Below are 17,562 nucleotides of genomic sequence, written 5' to 3'. Positions count from 1 at the left end.
CGTGAAACGCTTGACCAGTGGCGTCGCCGTCACGCTGACGCTGATGCTCGCCGGCGCGCCCGCCGCGATGGCGCAGGACCCCGCCCCGACGGGCGGCACCACCGTCAGCCCGACGCCCGGCACGCCAGCCGACGGCTCCGGCACCACGACGCCGGCCGACCCGTCCGACGGCACCACGCCGGCGGCGCCGCCGGCGTCCGCGGTCTCGGCCACGAAGACGGTCAAGCTCACGCGCGCCCAGAACAAGAAGATCCAGAAGCGCGTCCACGTCCGCGCCGACGGCGCCATCGGCGCGAAGACCCGCGTCGCGCTGCGCAAGTACCAGAGCGCGCGCAAGCTCACCAAGACCGGCCGCCCGAACCTCGAGACGATCAAGGCGATGAAGATGCCGTTCGCCACGACGGTCGAGCAGAAGCTCACCGGCACGTCGAACGGGACCACGACACCGGCGGCCGCCGGCGACCTGACCGCCGTGATCGCGGCCGCGCAGTCCGTCATCGGGACGCCCTACGTGAGCGGCGGCAACGACTCGTCGGGCTTCGACTGCTCCGGCCTCGTCGTCTTCGCGTTCAAGAAGGCCGGGATCTCCCTGCCGCGTACGTCGTTCGAGCAGTACGAGGAGGGCACGGCCGTCCAGAAGGCCGACATCCAGCCCGGCGACCTCGTCTTCTTCTCGACCGCCGGCGCCGGCGCGTCGCACGTCGGCATCGCCACGAGCGCCACGACCGCGATCTCCGCGACGACCAAGGGCGTCATGGAGCACCGGATCGACGACGACTACTGGGGCGCGGCGTACGTCGGCGCCCGCCGCGTCAGCGCGACCGCGTCCTCCTCGGGGACGACGACCAGCCGCTGATCCTCCGGGGCGCAGCCGGCGCCCCGCGAGCACGAAGGACCCTGGAGGGCCGCCCGTCGGGCGGCCCTTCGTCGTTCCCGGGGCCGGTCGTGGCCCGGGCGGCCCGGGGCGCAGCGGACCTCCCGGCCCCGTCCGCCTTCCGCCGGAGGGCCGGATCCGGGTGGCGGATCGTCGCCGGGCCCGCTACCCTCGGTAGAAGACGTTGACTGACCAGTCAATCTAGAGCCCCGGAGACGATTTTCGTGAGCACCGAACCGACCAGCGCCGAGTCCCGCAAGTTCGCCGAGGACGCGCGTGAGACCGACTGGAAGCTGCCCTCCTTCGGCAAGGAGCTGTACCTCGGGGACTTCCGCTTCGATCTGATCCACCCGCTGCCGGCGGACGACGCCGAGAAGGCCGCTCGCGGCAAGGTCTTCCTGGAGAAGCTCCGGACGTTCCTGCAGGACGAGGTCGACCACCTCCAGATCGAGCGCGACGCGAAGATCCCGGACGCCGTCATCGACGGCTTCAAGGAGCTCGGCGCCTTCGGCATGAAGGTGCCGCTGAAGTACGGCGGCCTCGGGCTCTCCCAGGTCGACTACAACCGCGCGCTGGCGATGATCGGCACGTGGCACGGCTCCCTCGGCGCCCTGCTCTCCGCCCACCAGTCGATCGGCGTCGCCGAGCCGCTGATGATCGCGGGCAACGAGGAGCAGAAGCAGCAGTGGCTCCCGAAGGTCGCCAAGGACCACATCTCCGCCTTCCTGCTGACGGAGCCCGACGTCGGCTCCGACCCGGCGCGCGTCTCCTGCGCGGCCGTCCCGACCGAGGACGGCACCGGCTACCGCATCACCGGCCGCAAGCTGTGGGCGACCAACGGCGCGATCGCCGACATCGTCGTGATCATGGCGAAGGTCCCCAAGAGCGAGGGCCACAAGGGCGGCGTCTCGGCGTTCGTCCTGGAGTACGACTCCGAGGGCATCACCGTCGAGCACCGCAACCAGTTCATGGGCCTCAAGGGCATCGAGAACTCGCAGACGCTGCTCGAGGACGTCTTCGTCCCCAAGGAGAACCTCATCGGCCAGGAGGGCCAGGGCCTGAAGATCGCCCTGCAGACCCTGAACACCGGCCGCCTCGCGCTGCCCGCCATCTGCGCCGGCACGGCCAAGTGGGCCTCCCGCGTCGCCCGCGAGTTCGGTACCGAGCGCGTCCAGTGGGGCAAGCCGGTCGGCGAGCACGACCCGGTCGCCCAGAAGATCGCCTTCATCAACGCGACGGCGTTCGGCCTCGAGGCCCTCGTCGACGTCACGGCCCGCCTGGCGGACTCCAAGCGCTCCGACATCCGCATCGAGGCGGCCGTCGCGAAGCTCGTCGGCTCCGAGCTCGGCTGGCAGGTCACGGACGAGCTCGTCCAGATCCGCGGCGGTCGCGGCTACGAGACGGCCGAGTCGCTGAAGGCCCGTGGCGAGCGCCCCGTGCCGGTCGAGCGGGCGCTGCGCGACATGCGCATCAACCGCATCTTCGAGGGGTCGACGGAGATCATGCACCTGCAGATCGCCCGCGAGGCCGTCGACCAGCACCTGAAGGTCGCCGGCGAGCTCATCGAGGGCGACGGCGGGCTGTCCGAGAAGGCCAAGCTGGCCGTCGGCGCCGGCAAGTTCTACGCCAAGTGGTTCCCGAACCTGACGCACGGCGAGGGCCAGAACCCGCGCTCGTTCGACGAGTTCGGCGTCCAGGCGCAGCACCTGCGCTTCGTCGAGCGCAACTCGCGCAAGCTCGCGCGCGTCACGTTCTACGCGATGGGCCGCTACGGCGCCCAGCTCGAGGCCAAGAGCGCCGTCCTCGGCCGCATCGTCGACATCGGCGCCGAGCTCTTCTCGATCGCCGCCGCCGTGGCGTACGCCGAGCAGCAGAAGGCGCAGCACCCGGAGCGCGCCCGCGAGATCGACGAGCTCTGCGACCTCTTCGCCGTCCAGGCCCGCCGCCGCGCGAAGGCGCTGTTCCACGAGCTGCGCACGAACGACGACGACGCCAACGCCAAGGTCGCCAAGGGCGTCCTCAGCGGCCGCTACTCGTGGATCGAGGAGGGCATCCCGTACGACGCCGAGGACCAGTCGCTCTTCGGCGACGACTACAAGCAGCCGACGTCGGCGGCCGCGGGCACCGGCGCCGGGGCCGGCGCGAAGACCGTCACGGCCTAGCGGCACCGCCGGGCCGCGGGCCCGGACGCAGGACGCGGGGGAGACCCCGCGCAGCAGGACGACGGGGGTGCCGCGAGGCGCCCCCGTCGCGCGTCCCGGCCCGGGGGCGCCCGGCGCGACGCCGCGTCACCGCCGGGAGTGCCGGAGCACACGCTCCGCAGAAAGATTGGCTCTTGCAGCCGAAACCCGCCGACCGCCGCTCCGATGCACGCTTCGTGCGTCCCGTCAACATCCGAGGCATCCAGTTCCGGGGGAGTGCCGTTCTACCTGGCATGACCAACACGCACTCCCGCGGTTCCTTCTTCAGCCGGACCCTTCCGGCCCTCGCCATGACCGGCGCCCTCGCGCTTGGCGTGACCGCGTGTGGCAGCGACGACGAGAGCGACTCCGTCACCACCACCGCCGCCAAGGCCGAGCCGGCCGCCGTCGTCAAGGACGTCACGGGCGGCATCACCCGCGTCACCCTCGACGGCGGCTTCGTCAAGGCGCTCACGTCACTGAAGGTCGCCCCGGCCCCGGTCGGCAAGGCGAAGATCTCGGCCAAGGGCGTCGCGAGCTTCCCGGTCACCGCCGGCAACGTCACGTACTACAAGCCGGGCACCGTCTCCCCGTACGTCCAGGGCGAGCTGGACCACGACGGCTCGGGCCTCTCGCTCACCGCCGGCGGCACCAAGGTCGAGCTGACGAACTTCGTCATCGATCCGGGCAAGTCGGTCCTGACGGGCAAGGTCTCGGTCAACGGCAAGGAAGCCGTCCCGTCCGCCCCGCTGTTCTTCCTCGACGGCCGCACCCTGAAGCCGCTGCGCCTGAACGAGCAGAAGACGAAGGCCATCCTCGAGGGCACGACCGTCAAGCTCAAGGCCGAGGCCGCCGACCTCCTGAACACGACGTTCAAGATCGACGCGCTCAAGGCCGGCCTCGTCATCGGCGTCGCGAAGATCACCGTCCCGGTCAAGTAGTCCGCGGTCGCGTCGCGACCCTCACGGGTCGCCGCGCGGCCCCTCGCAGCACCCGACGCCGTCGCCGGCTCTCCCCGGCGGCGGCGTTCGTCGTTCCGGTCCGGACCCGGGGCCGCCGCCGGCGGTCGCACCCGGTGACGCGACGGCGCCGCGGGAGCCGATCCGAGCGCGCCGTTCCCCTTCCCGGCGGGCCGGCGACCCGACTGTTGTACGGTGACCCTAAGATGTCGTTCGCGGACCCCGGCCACCGCCGGGAGGTCGCGTCCGGCGCCCGCGGCGGACATCCGGTCCGCTCGCCGCCCGACCGAGGATCACCATGGCCGAAGCCTCCGCCCCGAGCACCCCGCGCCCCGCCCGGCGCGCCGTCCGCACCGTCGTGCAGCGCGTCGACCGCGTGTCGCCGCACCTCCTCCGGGTCGTCCTCGGCGGCCCCGGGCTCGAGGGCTTCGCCGCCGGCGCCTTCACCGACCACTACGTGAAGCTGCTGTTCCCCGCACCCGGCGCGCCCTACGGCGACGACTTCGACCTGGCGGAGGTGCGCGCCACCCTGCCGAAGGCCCAGTGGCCGCGGACCCGGACGTACACGGTGCGCGCGTGGGACGCCGCCGCGCTCGAGCTGACCGTCGACGTCGTCCAGCACGGCGACGTCGGGCTCGCCGGTCCCTGGGCGGCCGCCGCGCAGCCCGGCGACGTGCTCCAGCTGCTCGGTCCGGGCGGGGCCTACACGCCGGATCCGGGCGCCGACTGGCACCTGCTCGTCGGGGACGCGTCCGTCCTGCCGGCGATCGCCGCGTCGCTGCCACGGATCCCCGCGGGCCGGCCCGTCCACGTGATCGTCGAGGTGCACGACGCCGCCGAGCAGCAGGAGCTCGCGTCGCCCGGCGACCTGCGCGTCACCTGGCTGCACCGCGGCGACGACGGCGCCGTCGACCCCGAGGCCGAGCCGCTCGTCGCCGCCGTCCGCGCGCTCGAGTTCCCGCAGGGCCGGGTCCACGCGTTCGTGCACGGCGAGGCCGTCGCGGTCCGCGCGCTCCGCAGGCACCTGCTCGCCGACCGCGGGCTGGACCGGAAGGACCTCTCGATCTCCGGCTACTGGAAGCGGACGCTCGACGAGGACGGCTGGCAGTCGTCCAAGGCCGAGTGGACGCCCAGGTCGAAGCGGACGTCGCCGGCTGAGGGCCGCCGCACCCCGGCCGCAGGCCGATGCCGACGTCGGCGGCTGCAGCCGCCGCGCGGCAGCCGCAGCTCGCGCACTCCCGTCTCGGGCACCCGCGCCCGATCGTCATCACCACCCCGTAGTGACGCTACCGTAGCTTCCGAGGTGCGAGCGGCCCCAGACCCCACTCCCGAGCCGGTCCGACGTCACACAGTTGACAATCGTGCACTGAGACGGTGGGGCGCATGAGCACGTCCCCCGGATCCGGCGGCGCGCCGTCCCCGCCGCCGCTGCCGTCCCGTCCCGCCCTGCTGCGCGGATCGGCCCGGCTCGCCGCCGTCGATGGGCTGACCGCCTGGTCGTTGGAGGCCCAGGCGAGCGCGGAGACCCGGCGCGCCGCGCTGGCGCGCGAGGCGGAGCGGCTGTCGTCCCCGAGGCTCTGGCCCGACACGATCGGCTCGCTGGCAACGACCACGTGGCGCGTCGCCCGCGCCGCCGCGCCCGACGCGCCCCTGGCGCTGTTGTCCGCCGCCGCGGCCGCCACGGGGCTGCCGGTCGCGCCACCCACGACGGCCGACGGCACGATCGAGCGGGCCAACCGGCTGGTCCGCGCGGGCGGCCCGGCGTACGTGAAGCTCGGTCAGTTCATCGCGAGCGCCGGAGGCCTGCTCCCCGACGAGTGGGTCGAGGCGTTCGCGTGGTGCCGCGACGAGGCGCCGCCGATGCCGCCGGGTGCCGCCGAGGAGGTCGTCCGCCGCGAGCTCGGCGACCTCGACGCGTTCGCGTCGATCGACCCCGAGCCGCTGGCCACCGGGTCGATCGGGCAGGTGCACCGCGCGACGCTGCGCGACGGGACCGAGGTCGTCTTCAAGGTCCGCCGACCCGGGCTGCGGCGGGCGTTCCGGTCGGACATCGAGACGCTCGCCCTCGTCTGCGCCGCCGCCGACCGCGTCCACCAGGGCGTGCGCGCGGCGAACCTGCCGGGCTTCGTGACGCTGTTCGCGCAGCTGACGCTCGAGGAGCTCGACTTCCGCCTGGAGGCCGCGAACCTCGTCGAGAGCGTCGCCGTCCTGGAGGACCTCGGCGCCGGCGACATCCGCGTGCCGCGGCCGTACCCGGCACTGACGACCGAGCGGCTGCTCGTGATGGAGCTGCTGCCCGGCGTCTCGTACGCGCGCCTGCCGGCCGAGGCGGTGGCGGGCGCGGCAGGCGAGCGGCTGTTCGCCGCCGGCGTCCGCGGGGTGCTCGAGGCCACGATCGTCCACGGCCTGTTCCACGGCGACCTGCACGCCGGCAACGTGCTCGTCGACGGCGACCGCTTCTCGATGGTCGACTTCGGGATGTGCGGGCGCCTGGACGCCGCGCAGCGCGCGGGGCTCGTGCGCTTCCTGCTCGGCTTCGCGGCGTCCGACGCTCGCGCCCAGGTCGAGGCGATGCGGACGTTCGGGGCGATCGACGGTGACGCAGACGTCGAGGCGCTGGTCGCGAGCCTCCAGCGCGACCTCTCGCGACTGGACGCCCGAGCCGACGGTCAGGTGACGTTCGACCGGCTGGGGGAGACGCTCGGCCGGCTCCTGCGGACGCTGGCCGCCGGCGGCTTCCGGATGCCGAAGGAGCTCGTCCTGTTCTTCAAGAACCTGCTCTACCTGTCGGGCTTCGCGGCGAGCGTCGCACCGGACGCGGACGTGCTCGCCGTCGTCACGGGGATCCTCACGGACCTGTTCTCGCGCGACGGCGGGACGCTCGCCGCCGGGCTCGTGCCGGGGCCGGCCTGATCCACGCCCCGGTCGGGGCCGGCGCCGGTGAGGTCCCGACCGGAGCCCGACGGTCCGGGGCGGCCGGCTGAGATGCCTCAGCCGCGCCGCAGGGCGGTGGCGAGCACCGGCCCCAGATCGCGCGGCCCGAGGGCCGTGCGACCCGACAGCACGTCGTAGCCGAGCGACTCGACGCGGTCGAGGACCCGGCCGTAGACGGCGCGGGCGAGCCGCATGCCGCGGCGCATCGACGCGGGGACGTGGTCCTCGACGTCCGTCGTCTCCGCGAACAGCCGGCGGGCGCGGTCGACGTCGTCGGCGACGCGGCCCCGCAGGAGCGGCGAGGCGACGCCGCGGCGCAGCTCGTCCTCGTCGAGCCCCGGCAGGTAGACGCGGTCCATCGTCCAGTCCTCGCGGACGTCGCGGATGAAGTTCGTCAGCTGGAACGCCACGCCGAGGCGCGCGAGCTGCTCGGTGGCCTCGCTGCGGGCGTCCAGCAGCGGGGCCATCAGCCGGCCGACCGTCGCCGCCGACCCGTCCATGTAGCGGTCCAGTGCGGCGTCGTCGGGGATCCGGACGCGGTCGTCGCAGTCCACGCGCATCGACCGCATGTAGGTGTCCAGCAGGTGCAGCGGCAGGTCGTGCCGCCGGGCGGCGTCGGCGAGCGCGGCGAGCACCGGGTGGTCGGACCGCCGCCCGTCGACGCTCTCCTGCAGCGCCGCCTGCCACGCGTCCAGCGCCGCGCGGCGGGTGTCGGGATCGGACGCCCGCCCTCGGCCGTCGACGATCTCGTCGGCCCCGCGGAGGAACCCGTACAGGGCGTGGACGGCGGGACGGGTCCTGCGGGGCAGCCGCGCGGTGGCGACGAAGAACGTGGGGTCGTGCCGGCGCTGCATCCGGCGGCAGCGGTCGTAGGCGGCGGACACGGCGTCCTGCGGGGTGGGTCGGGTGCTCACGAACCCCCATCGTCCCAGAGTGTCGTCGCCACGACTCCACCCCCTGCCCCAGAACCGCCCGCCGAGGGTGCGCCGACGTCCCGCCGGGGCTCCGACGGGCGGTGAGCCAGGCCGGCCGTCACCGGGCGCGGACGGCCGGACGCGGTCAGTCCGCGAGCTCGACCGCGTCTCCCACCCGGACGCGGCCGGGGCGGATCACGCGCCCGTAGACCCCGAGCGCCACGCCGGGCCCGAGCTCGGTGTCCTGCAGGCCGCGGTACGCCTTGATCATCCGGACCACCGGGACGTCGCGGTCCCCGCCGTCGGGGTGCCGGGTCACGCCGGCGCAGCGCGGGACGGGTCCGCCGACCTCGACGACGGCGTCGCCGACCCGGACCCGGCGCCCCTCCCAGCCGTCCTCCGCGTGGGCCGGCGACCCGCCGATCGCGAACAGCATCCGGAACCGGCGCGCGTCGACCGTCGCCAGGCCGGCCTCGCGGGCCAGGTGGTCGACCGTCGCGTCGCCCAGGAACGTCACGGGGTGGACGTCGGACCCGTCTCCCGGGCCGTCGGTCCGCACGAGGCGGACCGCCCGGCCGGCCCGGTCCGAGAGCAGCGCCGACCACGGCCCCTCGACCACGCGCCCGGGGCTGCGCCGCAGCCCGAACATGTCGACGTCCACCGGCGCCCCGAATGCGACCTGCCCCTCCCAGACGCCGCCGTCCGCGTCGCGGACCCCGAGGCGGTCGGCCTCGCGGTCGTACGTCGCCCGCAGGCCCACCCACGCGCCGGTCTTCGTGATCGAGACCAGGCGGTCCTCCGCGTCGACCACCACGAAGTCGCGGTCGCCGACCGCCCCGTGGACCGCGAGCTCCACCTTGTCGGGGTGCTCGAGCGCGAAGCCCTTGATCGCGGTGACCGACAGGCGCGACACGAAGGGCGCACACGGGGCCCGGTCGGTCGCGGTCGCGGCGGCGCCCTCCTGCGTCATCCCCGGACCGTACGCCACGCGCCGGGCGGAGGGGTGGCAGGTGACGGGCGGGCGGCGTACGCTTGGGCCATGTGCCGGAACATCCGCACCCTGCACAACTTCGAGCCGCCCGCCACGGGCGACGAGGTCCGCGCCGCGGCCCTCCAGTACGTGCGCAAGGTGAGCGGCTCGACGTCTCCCTCGCAGGCCAACGAGGCGGTCTTCCACCAGGCGGTGGAGGACGTCGCGCGGATCACCGCGGAGCTGCTCGACGCACTGGTCACGGCCGCGCCGCCGAAGGACCGCGAGGTCGAGGCCGCGAAGGCCAAGGCGCGGTCCGAGAAGCGCTTCGCCGCCTGAGCGAGGCTGCGCCGGCCCTACAGCGGCAGGCGCGCCATGGCGAGCCAGTTGCCGCCGTGGGTGGTGCGGATCGTCGCGCGGCCGGCGGCGGCCTCGACGCGGCGCCGCAGCAGGTCCTCGTCGCGGGCGCCGAGCTCCAGCGGCCGCGGATGATCGCCGACGGCCAGGGTCTGCACCGCGAGGACGAGCTGCTCGTCCTCGGTCCGCAGCCGCACGTCGACGCGCAGGTCGCCGCCGGCGTGGCGCACCAGCGCGGCGGTGACGTCCGCGAGCAGCTGGTGGCAGTGCCGGGCGACGGACGCGGGGACCACGCCCTCGTCGGCCCGGTCCGTCACGCGCACCTCGTGCCCATGACGGCTCAGGACCGCCACGACGGACGAGACGTCGATCCCGGACGGTCCCGCGGTGACGGCCGCGACGGGCCCGGCGCCGACGGGGACCACGGCGGCGACCGCCGCGTCGCGGTCGGCCGCGCGCGTCGCAGCACCCCGAGAACCACGGGCGCGCAGGCGCGCCATGCGACCCGCGAGCGGGGCGACGGTGGGCTCAGGATCCATGGGGTTCGTATCGGTCCGGGATCGGCTGCACGTGAATCCGGGACCGAGGATAGCGCGCGAAGTGACACTCGGTACCAATCTGTACATCTGTCACCCGGGTGAGTCGCTCACCGCGCCTCGGCGACGACCACCAGGTAGCCGTCGGGGTCGCGGAGCCACAGCTCGCGCTGCCGTGCGTTGGGGTTTTCGTGCACGTCCGCCTCGACCACCGCGTCGAGCTCGCGGGAGCGGTCGACCGCGTCGTCGAAGGCGACGATGGCGAACCACACCGCCACGCCGCCCCCGACGATGACGCCGGGCTCCACGAGGGGCCCGTGGTGATGGTCGACGGCGCGGTCGTGCAGCTGCAGCACCAGCTCGCCGTCGACGAGCACCTGCTCGTACTCGTCCCCGCCGTGGCCGCTCGTCGCGCCGAGCAGGGCACAGAACCACGCCGAGGAGCGGGCGACGTCCCGGACGGCGAGCAGCGGCTGGGGACGGACGGCGGCGGGGGACATCCACCGATCGTAGGCCCGCCGTACGACGTCGCGGACCGGGCGTTGGTCCATCCGACCGCGACGCCCGCTGTCCGCCCGCGTACGCTGTGGCGATGATCGAGCTGGCCCGGCACCGTCGCGACGCTCCCGAAGGGCGTCCCTCCCGCCGACATCCATGAGCCGCCCGCCCCGCCGCGCGCCCCGGGTCCGACCGTGAAGCAGCTGACCTACCGCGCCAGCGTAGGCGGCCGGCCGCTGGTCGTCCGGTACTCGACGGAGGGGTTCCAGACGACCGACCCGACCGAGGCGATGGCGGACGACCCGCCGCGCTCCGAGGGGGCGGCCGGCGCCCACGCCTGGACCGCGGTGGTCGGCGCCTGGCGCCGGCGGCAGGACCGCGCGATCCCGTGGGACCGCGAGGTCGTCCGGGACGCGGTCGGCGAGGCGCGGCGCGCGTTCGCCGAGGGGGCCGCCGGCCATCACCGCGCGGCGATCCACGTGTTCCAGGACGCGGCGACGCGGCGCGCGGAGGAGCGCTACCCGCCGCCGGCCCGGACCGACGGCCCGCCCACCGTGCCGCCGTCGCTGCGGGGGGCCGTCGTCCATCCGCCGCAGCGGCCCTGACGGCCGGCGCGCCTCCGGGCCGCGGCGGGCACTCCCCGGGGCGTCGCCTCCGCCGGCGTCAGTCGCCGGCGTCGCCGGGCCCGTGCCGGGTGACGGACAGGCCGTCCCCCTCCGCCGGTCCGTGCCGGGTGACCGACAGGCCACCACCGGACGGCGGCGCGGGGGCCGGCGGCGTCAGCGTGCGCAGGCGTCCCTGGAACGCGAACGCGAGCCGGTCCGCGTGCCGCTTCGCCTCGTCCGCCCGCTCGCCCGCGAACAGCGCGTCGACGGTCGTGCGCCACAGTGCGATCCAGCGCTGGAAGTGCCCCGGGCGCAGGGGGACGCGGGCGTGCAGCGCCGCGTGGGGGTGGAACGCGCCGCCGGTGTAGGTCTTCGCGCCGAGCAGGACGGTCTCCCAGAACGACGCGATCTTCGGCACGTGCTCCTCGAGGTCCAGCTCGGCGACGTCCGTGAAGATCCAGCCGATGATCGGGTCCTGGAGCGCGCGGCCGTAGAAGGCGCGGACGAGCCGCTCGCAGTCGGCGCGGTCCTCGATGTCGGGCAGCGGGGTGATGCCCACAACTATGCCGATCGCCGTCGCGCGGCCGGTCCCCGCCGCAATCTAGGCCGTGAAGACGCCGAAGCCGCGCCGGACCCGGTCGGGCCAGATGGACGCGTGCCCCGGGTACTCGACGCTCGCGCGGACGAACCACGCGACGGACGCGTGCACCGACTCCGTCGTCGGGGGCGCGTCCTCCGGGACCGCGATGACGAACGGGATGGCGGTCTCCACCCCGGTCCGCAGCGTGAAGCCCTTGGCGACCCGCACGGACGGCCGCTCGATGACCTGCGTGCCGCCAGGGGTCCGGACGAGCGGGTGCGAGATCCTCAGGCGCTCGATCCGCACGTCCAGGGTGCCGGTGCTCACGGGGGCCGTCGGCGTGATCAGGACCGTGCCGCGCAGCTCCTCGCCGGGACGCCACCAGTCGCGGTCCGGGACGACGACGACCTCGGCGCCCTGACCCTCGAGACGCTCGTGCGGCTGCTCCGGAGCGGGATCCGGGGGCGCGACGAGCACCGTCAGCTCCTCCTCGGCGGTGACGTCCCGCCCCGAGCGCTCGACGTGGAGCCGGATCATCCAGCGCACCATCACGTCGGAGCTCCCCGGCGCCCAGGACGGGACGCGGAGCTGGACGTCGCGCGTGCCGGCCTCCAGGCGGCCGCCGGCGGCGGGCAGCGGCACGTCCAGGACGTGGACCCACTCCTCGGTGTCGCGGTCGGAGCCGTAGTCCGTGCCCACGTCCACGGTGGAGAACAGGTCGTGGTCCAGGGACGCGGAGGAGACCGCGCGACGACCCGCCCAGCGGTAGGGGTAGCGATTGACGTACCCGAGCTCGAGACGCGCGCCCTCGACGCGGTCGACCGGCTCGTCCAGCGCGACGGTCACGGTGACCGTGTCCGTCGGCCGCAGCGGACCCGCAGGGTGGAGCCGGAGGGTCGTGCTCGACCCGCGCCGACGGAGGAGGCCCACGCGTCGTGCCTCAGCCGGCCTTGCGGCCGTGCTTCTCCGACCACGCCGCGTACTCCTCGGGGTGGTTCTTGAAGTGGTGCCGGCGGACGGGCCAGAACAGCAGCGTCAGGAAGGCCTCGCCGACCTTGCCGACGACGCTGGCGACGAGGTACGCGGGCCACGCGAGCAGGACGAGGACCAGCCAGCCGGGATAGAGGATGAGCAGGCAGAACCAGAGGAACTGCTTGATGCCGGGCGGGTAGCCGTCGGCCTGGCCGAGGAGCAGCTTCGGGTGCGCCGCGGCCCGCAGCCGCTGCGGCCAGGTCGTGGCGGCCCCGAGCGCCCGCTCGTGCTCGTTGGCGTCGGACCCGCGCTCCTCGGCGGTCGTGCCGCGCTGCGGCCGGGGTGGTTCGGCGGTGCTCATCGGGGCTCCAGGACAGGGGTCGGGGGCGGGCGCGCCGGACGCGGGGCGCCCGGCGGTCCCGAGGGTCGCACCCGGGGCGCGAGACGGCGTGGGGGAGCCACCCCTGAACTTTCCCGCCCGCCCGATGATTCCGGCCGGCACGCGCGGTCCTACGGGCATGACGCATCCCACGCAGGCCCCCACCACGCTCACGAACATCGGCGTCGCCATGTTCACGGTCGCCGACCAGGACGCCGCGATCGCGTTCTACGTCGCGAAGCTCGGATTCGAGCTGCGCGCCGACGTCCGCTTCGGCGAGCACGGCGAGATGCGCTGGGTGGAGGTCGCGCCGCCCGGCTCCGTCGCGCGCCTGGCGCTCAACCCCGCGATGGGCGGGAGCGAGCCGGGCGGCAGCGGCATCGGCGTCGACACCCTCGACGTGCTCGGCGAGCACGAGCGGCTGTCCGCGCTCGGGGTCGACGTCGACCCGAAGCCGTTCCGGTCGCCCGGCGCGCCGCTGCTGTTCATGCTGCGCGACCCCGACGGCAACCACATCGCGGTCGTCGAGCCGGGGCCCGGCGCGTAGGACGGCGGCCGGGCTCGCGGGTCCCGTCGGCGACCGGCCGGCGGACCCGCGGGGCGGCTCAGCTGTTCTGCAGCATCTCGGCGGCGAGGAACGACAGCTCGAGCGACTGCGTGGTGTTCAGGCGCGGGTCGCAGGCGCTCTCGTAGCGCGAGGAGAGCTGCTCGTCGGAGATCTCCTGGCCGCCGCCGAGGCACTCCGTGACGTCCTCGCCGGTGTGCTCGACGTGGATGCCGCCCGGGTGGGTGCCCAGCGAGCGGTGGACCTCGAAGAAGCCGCGGACCTCGTCGACGACCCGGTCGAAGTGGCGCGTCTTGTAGCCGCTGGGCGCCTCCTCGGTGTTGCCGTGCATCGGGTCGCACTGCCAGACGACGGTGTGGCCGGAGTCGCGGACGGCCTCGACGATCGGCGGCAGGGCGTCGCGGACCTTGCCGTTGCCCATGCGGGCGACGAGGCAGACGCGGCCGTCGACCTTGTCGGGGTCGAGGACCTTCAGGAGCTCCAGCGCGTCCTCGGGCGTCGACTTCGGCCCGAGCTTCACGCCCGTCGGGTTGGCCGTCAGCGCGGCGAGGGCGACGTGGGCGCCGTCGATCTGCCGGGTACGCTCGCCGATCCACAGCTGGTGCGCGGAGAGGTTGTAGAGGCGGTCGCCCTCGAGCCGCAGCAGCGCGCGCTCGTAGTCCAGGACGAGCATCTCGTGGCTGGCGTACATCTCGACCGTGCGCAGCGAGCGGTCGTCGACGCCGCACGCCGACATGAAGCGCAGGCTGCGGTCGATCTCGCCCGCGACGCGCTCGTAGCGCGCGCCGGCGGGGGAGTCCGCCACGAAGTCCATGTTCCACTCGTGGACGCGGTGCAGGTCGGCGAGCCCGGCGGGGCCGGTGATCGCGCGCGTCAGGTTCATCGCGGCCGACGCGTTGGCGTAGGCGCGCATCATCCGCGCCGGGTCGGGCCGGCGGCCCTCGGGCGTCGGCTCGAACGCGTTGACCATGTCGCCGCGGTACGACGGCAGGCCGAGCGCGTCGGTGTCGGAGCTGCGCGGCTTGGCGTACTGCCCGGCGATGCGGCCGACCTTGACGACCGGCATCGACGTGCCGTAGGTCAGGACGACGGCCATCTGCAGCAGCGTGCGGATCGTGCCGCGCAGATGGGCCTCGGTGTTGTCGCCGAACGTCTCGGCGCAGTCGCCGCCCTGCAGCAGGAACGCCTCGCCCCGGGCGACGGCGCCCATGTGCTCCTGGAGCCGGTCGACCTCCGCCGGCAGGGTCACCGGCGGGACGGCCTCCAGCAGCCTGCGCACCCTGGCGGTGTAGCCCGCGTCGGGCCACGAGGGCTGCTGGAGCGCGGGGCGCGACAACGCCTCGTCGAGCGCCGCCCGCAACGCCGGCGGGAGCGGCGGGAGATCGGGCAGCGACGCCACGGGGATGTCGATCGTCCAGTTCACGCCCGACAGCCTACGCGCGGGGGCGCGAATCCCGCTGCCCGACTGGGTAGGGCACCCTGACGACCACCGGCGGGAGCGCCCCCGGCCCGGACGGGAGGAGGATCGGCGGGGTCTCCTCCGGGCGTCGCCGGGCCCGGGGCCGGGGCGCAGCGCCGGCCGCCGCCGCGCGCTCAGCCGACCTGGTTCAGCGCGAGGACGTTGCCCTCGCTGTCGCGCAGGAACGCGGTCTTGACGAGCCCGAAGTTCGCGACGTCGGGCGTGCGGGGGCCGCGGCCCTCGGCGTAGGTGCCGGCGGCGGACAGCGGGACGAACGTCGCCCCGCGCTCCTTGAGGGCGGGGACGAGGGCGTCGATGCCGCGGACCGCGAAGCTGACCACCGGGTGGGGCTGGGGCTCGCGGTCGGGGAGCTCGGCCAGGACGATCAGCGTGCCGTCGCCCGCGCGGAACGTCAGGACGTCGGCGTCGTCCTCGTCGGTCGCCACGAGGCCCAGGACGTCGCGGTAGAACCTCCGGGCGCGCTCGGCGTCCCGGACGGGCAGGACGGCGCTGACGGGGAAGCGGTCGAGCATGCGGCGTACGGTACGAGTTGCGCGCCCGGCGGCGTCGCGACGCGCCCGGCGCGTCAGATCAGGATCCAGCCGGCCAACGCCACGAAGTGGATCGCCGCCGCCGCGATCACGATCGCGTGGAAGACCTCGTGGAAGCCGAACACGCGGGGGCAGGGGTCGGGCAGCCGCGTCGCGAAGACGACCGCGCCCACCGCGTAGAGGGCGCCGCCGACCGCGACGAGGACCAGCGGCGCGATGCTCAGCCGCGCGAGCATCTGGGGCAGCCCGATCGCCGCGGCGAGGCTGACCAGCACGTAGGTGCTCGTCGCGAGCCAGCGCGGCGCGTCGATCCACGCGACGCTGAGCGTGATCCCGGCGATCGCCCCGATCCAGCCGAGCACGAGGACGACGACCTGCGTCGGGCCGGACAGCACCTGGATCGCCAGGACGGTGATGCAGACCCCGATGAACAGGAAGATCGTGCTGTGGTCCAGGCGCCGCAGCGTCGGCTGCCAGCGCGGGTCCCACCGCCACCGGTGCAGGAGCCCGCTGACGCCGAAGAGCGCCACGAGCGCCAGCGCGTAGCCGGCGGAGCACCAGCGGGCGGTCGCGTCGGGGGCGATCACGATCAGCACCAGGCCGGCCACCGCGGCGACGTAGGTGCTGTGGACGTGCGAGACGCCGCGGAGGATCGGGACGAGATCCTCGAGCGGGATGCCCGCGGCGGCGGATTGCGGCGCTGCGGCGGGCGGGTCGGTCTGGCGGTCGAAGGTCTCGTCCATGCGGTGATCCGCGGCGCCCGGCCGGCGCGCGTCTCGGGACGAGACGGGCGTGGGCGCCCGGCGCGTGGGCACCCATTCTGGCGGACCGGCATGGGTGGTGCGACGGCGGGCGGTACGACCCGGCCCGCCGCCCGGCGGAACGGCCGGGCTCAGGCGGCCGTCACGGCGCGGAGCTCCTGCAGCGCCTCGCGCATCAGCACGGGCATGGGGCGCTGCTCGCCGGGGTCGACCCAGCGCTCGAAGCCGACGCGGAAGACCGTGATCCCGGCCTCGGCGGCGAGGGTCGCCCTGGAGTCGCCGACGCGTCGGGCCGGGATGCGCGCGTCGCGCACGTCCCGGGACGCCGGCCACCACCCCGTCCTAGCCCGACAGTGGCGTGACGTAGACGTACTCGACGTCGCCCTCGAGGCCGCTGGCCTCGGCCGAGAGCCGGTAGGGCTCCCGGGCCGCGGACGCGTCGTCCGCGGCGGCCGGGCCGCCGAGCCGGACGCCGTCGGGGGCCGCGACCAGCGTCACGACGTCGTCCAATCGGTCCTCGACGATCGGCAGCGTCTCGCCGTCGAAGGGTCCGCCGTGGAAGTGGGCCAGCACCGTCGCCTCGGTCATGGTCCGGCACCTGTGCCCGCGGGCGGCCGACCGCACACCGGAGGCTCGCCCGGACGCGGGCGGGGAGCCGGAGCGCGCGGCATCGCGCGGTCCCGCGCGCGCCGACGCGGCTCAGCCGGCGGCGAGCCGGTCGAGCAGCTCGCGGAGCAGGGCGTGCTCGCCGGGGGAGAGCGAACCGTCCCTCCCCGAGGCGTCGAGCGCCGCACCCAGCGCGACGGCGGCCGGGGCCGCTCCGTCGCCGCCGGACACGTCGCCGCCACGGTCGGCGGTTGCGACGGCGCCCGTCGTCACCGCCGCGAGGATCGCCTCGCGGACGCGGTGGGAGAGCCCGAGGTCGTGCTCGCCGACCGGCTGGATCAACGCCAGCGTGACGCCGGAGCCGGCCGAGAAGATCTCCGCGGCCGCCTGGGCCGGGGTGACGCGCAGGCGGCCGGCGCGGGCCGCCGGCTCGAGCGTCGAGCGGATCATCGCCTCGACCTCGCTCGCGACGCCGCACGGGACGCCGGGCTTCACGGCGCCGTAGTTCATCGCGTAGGAGGCGGGGTGGTCGAGGCCGAACTGGACGTGCGCGTCCCAGCCCTCGCGGATCGCGTCGACCGGGTCGCCGACGTCCGCGCCGGGGTCCTCCAGCGACTGCGCCTGACGGGCGGCGAGGTGCTCCCGGAACCCGTGGGAGACGACGGCGTCGAGCAGCTTCTGGCGGCTGCCGAAGTGGTGGTAGAGCGTCGGCGCCTGGACGCCGGCGCGCTCGCAGATCGCCCGAGTCGAGACCGCCCCCCCCCCCCCCCCCGGCGGCCCCCCGGGGCGCCGCCGCCCGCCGCGCCGGCGGGCCGCCGGCGCGGCCCGCGGGGCCCCCGCCCCCCCGGGACCCGCCCGGGGC

At 75.0% G+C, this 17,562-nt stretch carries 20 protein-coding genes and 1 pseudogene; 8 read left to right on the top strand and 13 right to left on the bottom strand.

The window, feature by feature from the left end; all coding sequences use genetic code 11:
- Position 1 precedes the first annotated feature (1 nt).
- From AB0L40_RS11670 to AB0L40_RS11650, 5 genes and pseudogenes are all read left to right on the top strand, one after another.
- On the top strand, positions 2-856 hold the full coding sequence (locus AB0L40_RS11670; protein ID WP_364353892.1) for an NlpC/P60 family protein: 855 nt from the start codon (positions 2-4) through the stop codon (positions 854-856).
- Positions 857-1,098: 242 nt separating this feature from the next.
- Positions 1,099-3,036, top strand: coding sequence for an acyl-CoA dehydrogenase family protein (locus AB0L40_RS11665; protein WP_364353889.1), 1,938 nt, complete (start codon positions 1,099-1,101; stop codon positions 3,034-3,036).
- Between the two features lie 329 nt (positions 3,037-3,365).
- Complete coding sequence (locus AB0L40_RS11660) at positions 3,366-3,995, top strand: hypothetical protein (protein ID WP_364353886.1); 630 nt, start codon at positions 3,366-3,368, stop codon at positions 3,993-3,995.
- Positions 3,996-4,311: 316 nt separating this feature from the next.
- Positions 4,312-5,139 (top strand): annotated as a pseudogene (locus AB0L40_RS11655) (siderophore-interacting protein); the annotation flags it as partial.
- A gap of 257 nt (positions 5,140-5,396) precedes the next feature.
- Complete coding sequence (locus AB0L40_RS11650) at positions 5,397-6,926, top strand: AarF/UbiB family protein (protein ID WP_364353883.1); 1,530 nt, start codon at positions 5,397-5,399, stop codon at positions 6,924-6,926.
- A gap of 77 nt (positions 6,927-7,003) precedes the next feature.
- Here the strand turns inward: AB0L40_RS11650 and AB0L40_RS11645 are convergent, their stop codons facing one another.
- Positions 7,004-7,861 (bottom strand): phytoene/squalene synthase family protein, encoded by an 858-nt coding sequence (locus AB0L40_RS11645; protein WP_364353880.1) that lies wholly within the window; start codon positions 7,859-7,861, stop codon positions 7,004-7,006.
- Between the two features lie 145 nt (positions 7,862-8,006).
- Positions 8,007-8,831 carry an MOSC domain-containing protein gene (locus tag AB0L40_RS11640; protein ID WP_364353877.1) on the bottom strand — a complete coding sequence of 275 codons (825 nt, stop codon included), beginning with the start codon at positions 8,829-8,831 and terminating at the stop codon, positions 8,007-8,009.
- Between the two features lie 69 nt (positions 8,832-8,900).
- On the opposite strand from AB0L40_RS11640, the gene AB0L40_RS11635 reads away from it, so the two are divergent.
- Positions 8,901-9,170: a DUF2277 domain-containing protein gene (locus tag AB0L40_RS11635; RefSeq protein WP_364353874.1), complete on the top strand. Its 270-nt coding sequence runs from the start codon at positions 8,901-8,903 to the stop codon at positions 9,168-9,170.
- A 17-nt stretch (positions 9,171-9,187) separates the two neighbouring features.
- On the opposite strand, the gene AB0L40_RS11630 is transcribed toward AB0L40_RS11635, so the two are convergent.
- Both AB0L40_RS11630 and AB0L40_RS11625 read right to left on the bottom strand, forming a co-directional pair.
- Positions 9,188-9,727: a hypothetical protein gene (locus AB0L40_RS11630; protein ID WP_364353871.1), complete on the bottom strand. Its 540-nt coding sequence runs from the start codon at positions 9,725-9,727 to the stop codon at positions 9,188-9,190.
- A gap of 107 nt (positions 9,728-9,834) precedes the next feature.
- Complete coding sequence (locus AB0L40_RS11625; protein ID WP_364353868.1) at positions 9,835-10,224, bottom strand: VOC family protein; 390 nt, start codon at positions 10,222-10,224, stop codon at positions 9,835-9,837.
- Between the two features lie 192 nt (positions 10,225-10,416).
- Between AB0L40_RS11625 and AB0L40_RS11620 the strand changes: the two genes are divergently transcribed.
- A complete protein-coding gene (locus AB0L40_RS11620; RefSeq protein WP_364353865.1) occupies positions 10,417-10,827 on the top strand; it encodes a hypothetical protein in 411 nt (136 codons plus the stop codon).
- A 58-nt stretch (positions 10,828-10,885) separates the two neighbouring features.
- Here AB0L40_RS11620 and AB0L40_RS11615 read toward each other — a convergent pair whose 3' ends face one another.
- From AB0L40_RS11615 to AB0L40_RS11605, 3 genes are read right to left on the bottom strand one after another with little or no spacing between them, the layout of a single operon-like run.
- Positions 10,886-11,386, bottom strand: a complete 501-nt coding sequence (locus AB0L40_RS11615) for a group III truncated hemoglobin (protein ID WP_364353863.1) — start codon at positions 11,384-11,386, stop codon at positions 10,886-10,888.
- 42 nt (positions 11,387-11,428) lie between these two features.
- Positions 11,429-12,337 (bottom strand): hypothetical protein, encoded by a 909-nt coding sequence (locus tag AB0L40_RS11610; protein ID WP_364353861.1) that lies wholly within the window; start codon positions 12,335-12,337, stop codon positions 11,429-11,431.
- A 10-nt stretch (positions 12,338-12,347) separates the two neighbouring features.
- Positions 12,348-12,740: a hypothetical protein gene (locus AB0L40_RS11605; RefSeq protein WP_364353859.1), complete on the bottom strand. Its 393-nt coding sequence runs from the start codon at positions 12,738-12,740 to the stop codon at positions 12,348-12,350.
- A gap of 157 nt (positions 12,741-12,897) precedes the next feature.
- Here AB0L40_RS11605 and AB0L40_RS11600 point away from each other — a divergent pair, with 157 nt between their 5' ends.
- Complete coding sequence (locus tag AB0L40_RS11600) at positions 12,898-13,305, top strand: VOC family protein (RefSeq protein ID WP_364353857.1); 408 nt, start codon at positions 12,898-12,900, stop codon at positions 13,303-13,305.
- A gap of 58 nt (positions 13,306-13,363) precedes the next feature.
- On the opposite strand, the gene AB0L40_RS11595 is transcribed toward AB0L40_RS11600, so the two are convergent.
- From AB0L40_RS11595 to AB0L40_RS11570, 6 genes are all read right to left on the bottom strand, one after another.
- Positions 13,364-14,746: a class II 3-deoxy-7-phosphoheptulonate synthase gene (locus AB0L40_RS11595; protein ID WP_364353854.1), complete on the bottom strand. Its 1,383-nt coding sequence runs from the start codon at positions 14,744-14,746 to the stop codon at positions 13,364-13,366.
- A 170-nt stretch (positions 14,747-14,916) separates the two neighbouring features.
- A complete protein-coding gene (locus tag AB0L40_RS11590) occupies positions 14,917-15,315 on the bottom strand; it encodes a VOC family protein (RefSeq protein ID WP_364353851.1) in 399 nt (132 codons plus the stop codon).
- Between the two features lie 53 nt (positions 15,316-15,368).
- Positions 15,369-16,076 (bottom strand): hemolysin III family protein, encoded by a 708-nt coding sequence (locus tag AB0L40_RS11585; RefSeq protein WP_364353848.1) that lies wholly within the window; start codon positions 16,074-16,076, stop codon positions 15,369-15,371.
- A 149-nt stretch (positions 16,077-16,225) separates the two neighbouring features.
- Positions 16,226-16,408, bottom strand: coding sequence for a hypothetical protein (locus AB0L40_RS11580; protein WP_364353844.1), 183 nt, complete (start codon positions 16,406-16,408; stop codon positions 16,226-16,228).
- 28 nt (positions 16,409-16,436) lie between these two features.
- Positions 16,437-16,682, bottom strand: coding sequence for a hypothetical protein (locus AB0L40_RS11575; protein WP_364353841.1), 246 nt, complete (start codon positions 16,680-16,682; stop codon positions 16,437-16,439).
- Between the two features lie 111 nt (positions 16,683-16,793).
- Positions 16,794-17,562, bottom strand: a 769-nt coding sequence (locus AB0L40_RS11570; RefSeq protein WP_364353838.1) for a TetR/AcrR family transcriptional regulator, incomplete at its 5' end; no start/stop codon positions are given.

The sequence above is a fragment of the Patulibacter sp. NPDC049589 genome, assembly GCF_040675535.1.
GTDB lineage: Bacteria > Actinomycetota > Thermoleophilia > Solirubrobacterales > Solirubrobacteraceae > Patulibacter.
Note: the sequence above shows the minus strand (reverse complement) of the source record. Positions and strands in the feature narration are given on the sequence as shown.

Bases quoted from the DNA above. Each gene is read 5' to 3' on its own strand.
- AB0L40_RS11640 (WP_364353877.1), bottom strand. From the start codon at position 8,831: ATGACGCAGGAGGGCGCCGCCGCGACCGCGACCGACCGGGCCCCGTGT.
- AB0L40_RS11650 (WP_364353883.1), top strand. From the start codon at position 5,397: ATGAGCACGTCCCCCGGATCCGGCGGCGCGCCGTCCCCGCCGCCGCTG.
- AB0L40_RS11635 (WP_364353874.1), top strand. From the start codon at position 8,901: ATGTGCCGGAACATCCGCACCCTGCACAACTTCGAGCCGCCCGCCACG.
- AB0L40_RS11625 (WP_364353868.1), bottom strand. From the start codon at position 10,224: ATGTCCCCCGCCGCCGTCCGTCCCCAGCCGCTGCTCGCCGTCCGGGAC.
- AB0L40_RS11630 (WP_364353871.1), bottom strand. From the start codon at position 9,727: ATGGATCCTGAGCCCACCGTCGCCCCGCTCGCGGGTCGCATGGCGCGC.
- AB0L40_RS11600 (WP_364353857.1), top strand. From the start codon at position 12,898: ATGACGCATCCCACGCAGGCCCCCACCACGCTCACGAACATCGGCGTC.
- AB0L40_RS11585 (WP_364353848.1), bottom strand. From the start codon at position 16,076: ATGGACGAGACCTTCGACCGCCAGACCGACCCGCCCGCCGCAGCGCCG.
- AB0L40_RS11660 (WP_364353886.1), top strand. From the start codon at position 3,366: ATGACCGGCGCCCTCGCGCTTGGCGTGACCGCGTGTGGCAGCGACGAC.
- AB0L40_RS11590 (WP_364353851.1), bottom strand. From the start codon at position 15,315: ATGCTCGACCGCTTCCCCGTCAGCGCCGTCCTGCCCGTCCGGGACGCC.
- AB0L40_RS11575 (WP_364353841.1), bottom strand. From the start codon at position 16,682: ATGACCGAGGCGACGGTGCTGGCCCACTTCCACGGCGGACCCTTCGAC.
- AB0L40_RS11605 (WP_364353859.1), bottom strand. From the start codon at position 12,740: ATGAGCACCGCCGAACCACCCCGGCCGCAGCGCGGCACGACCGCCGAG.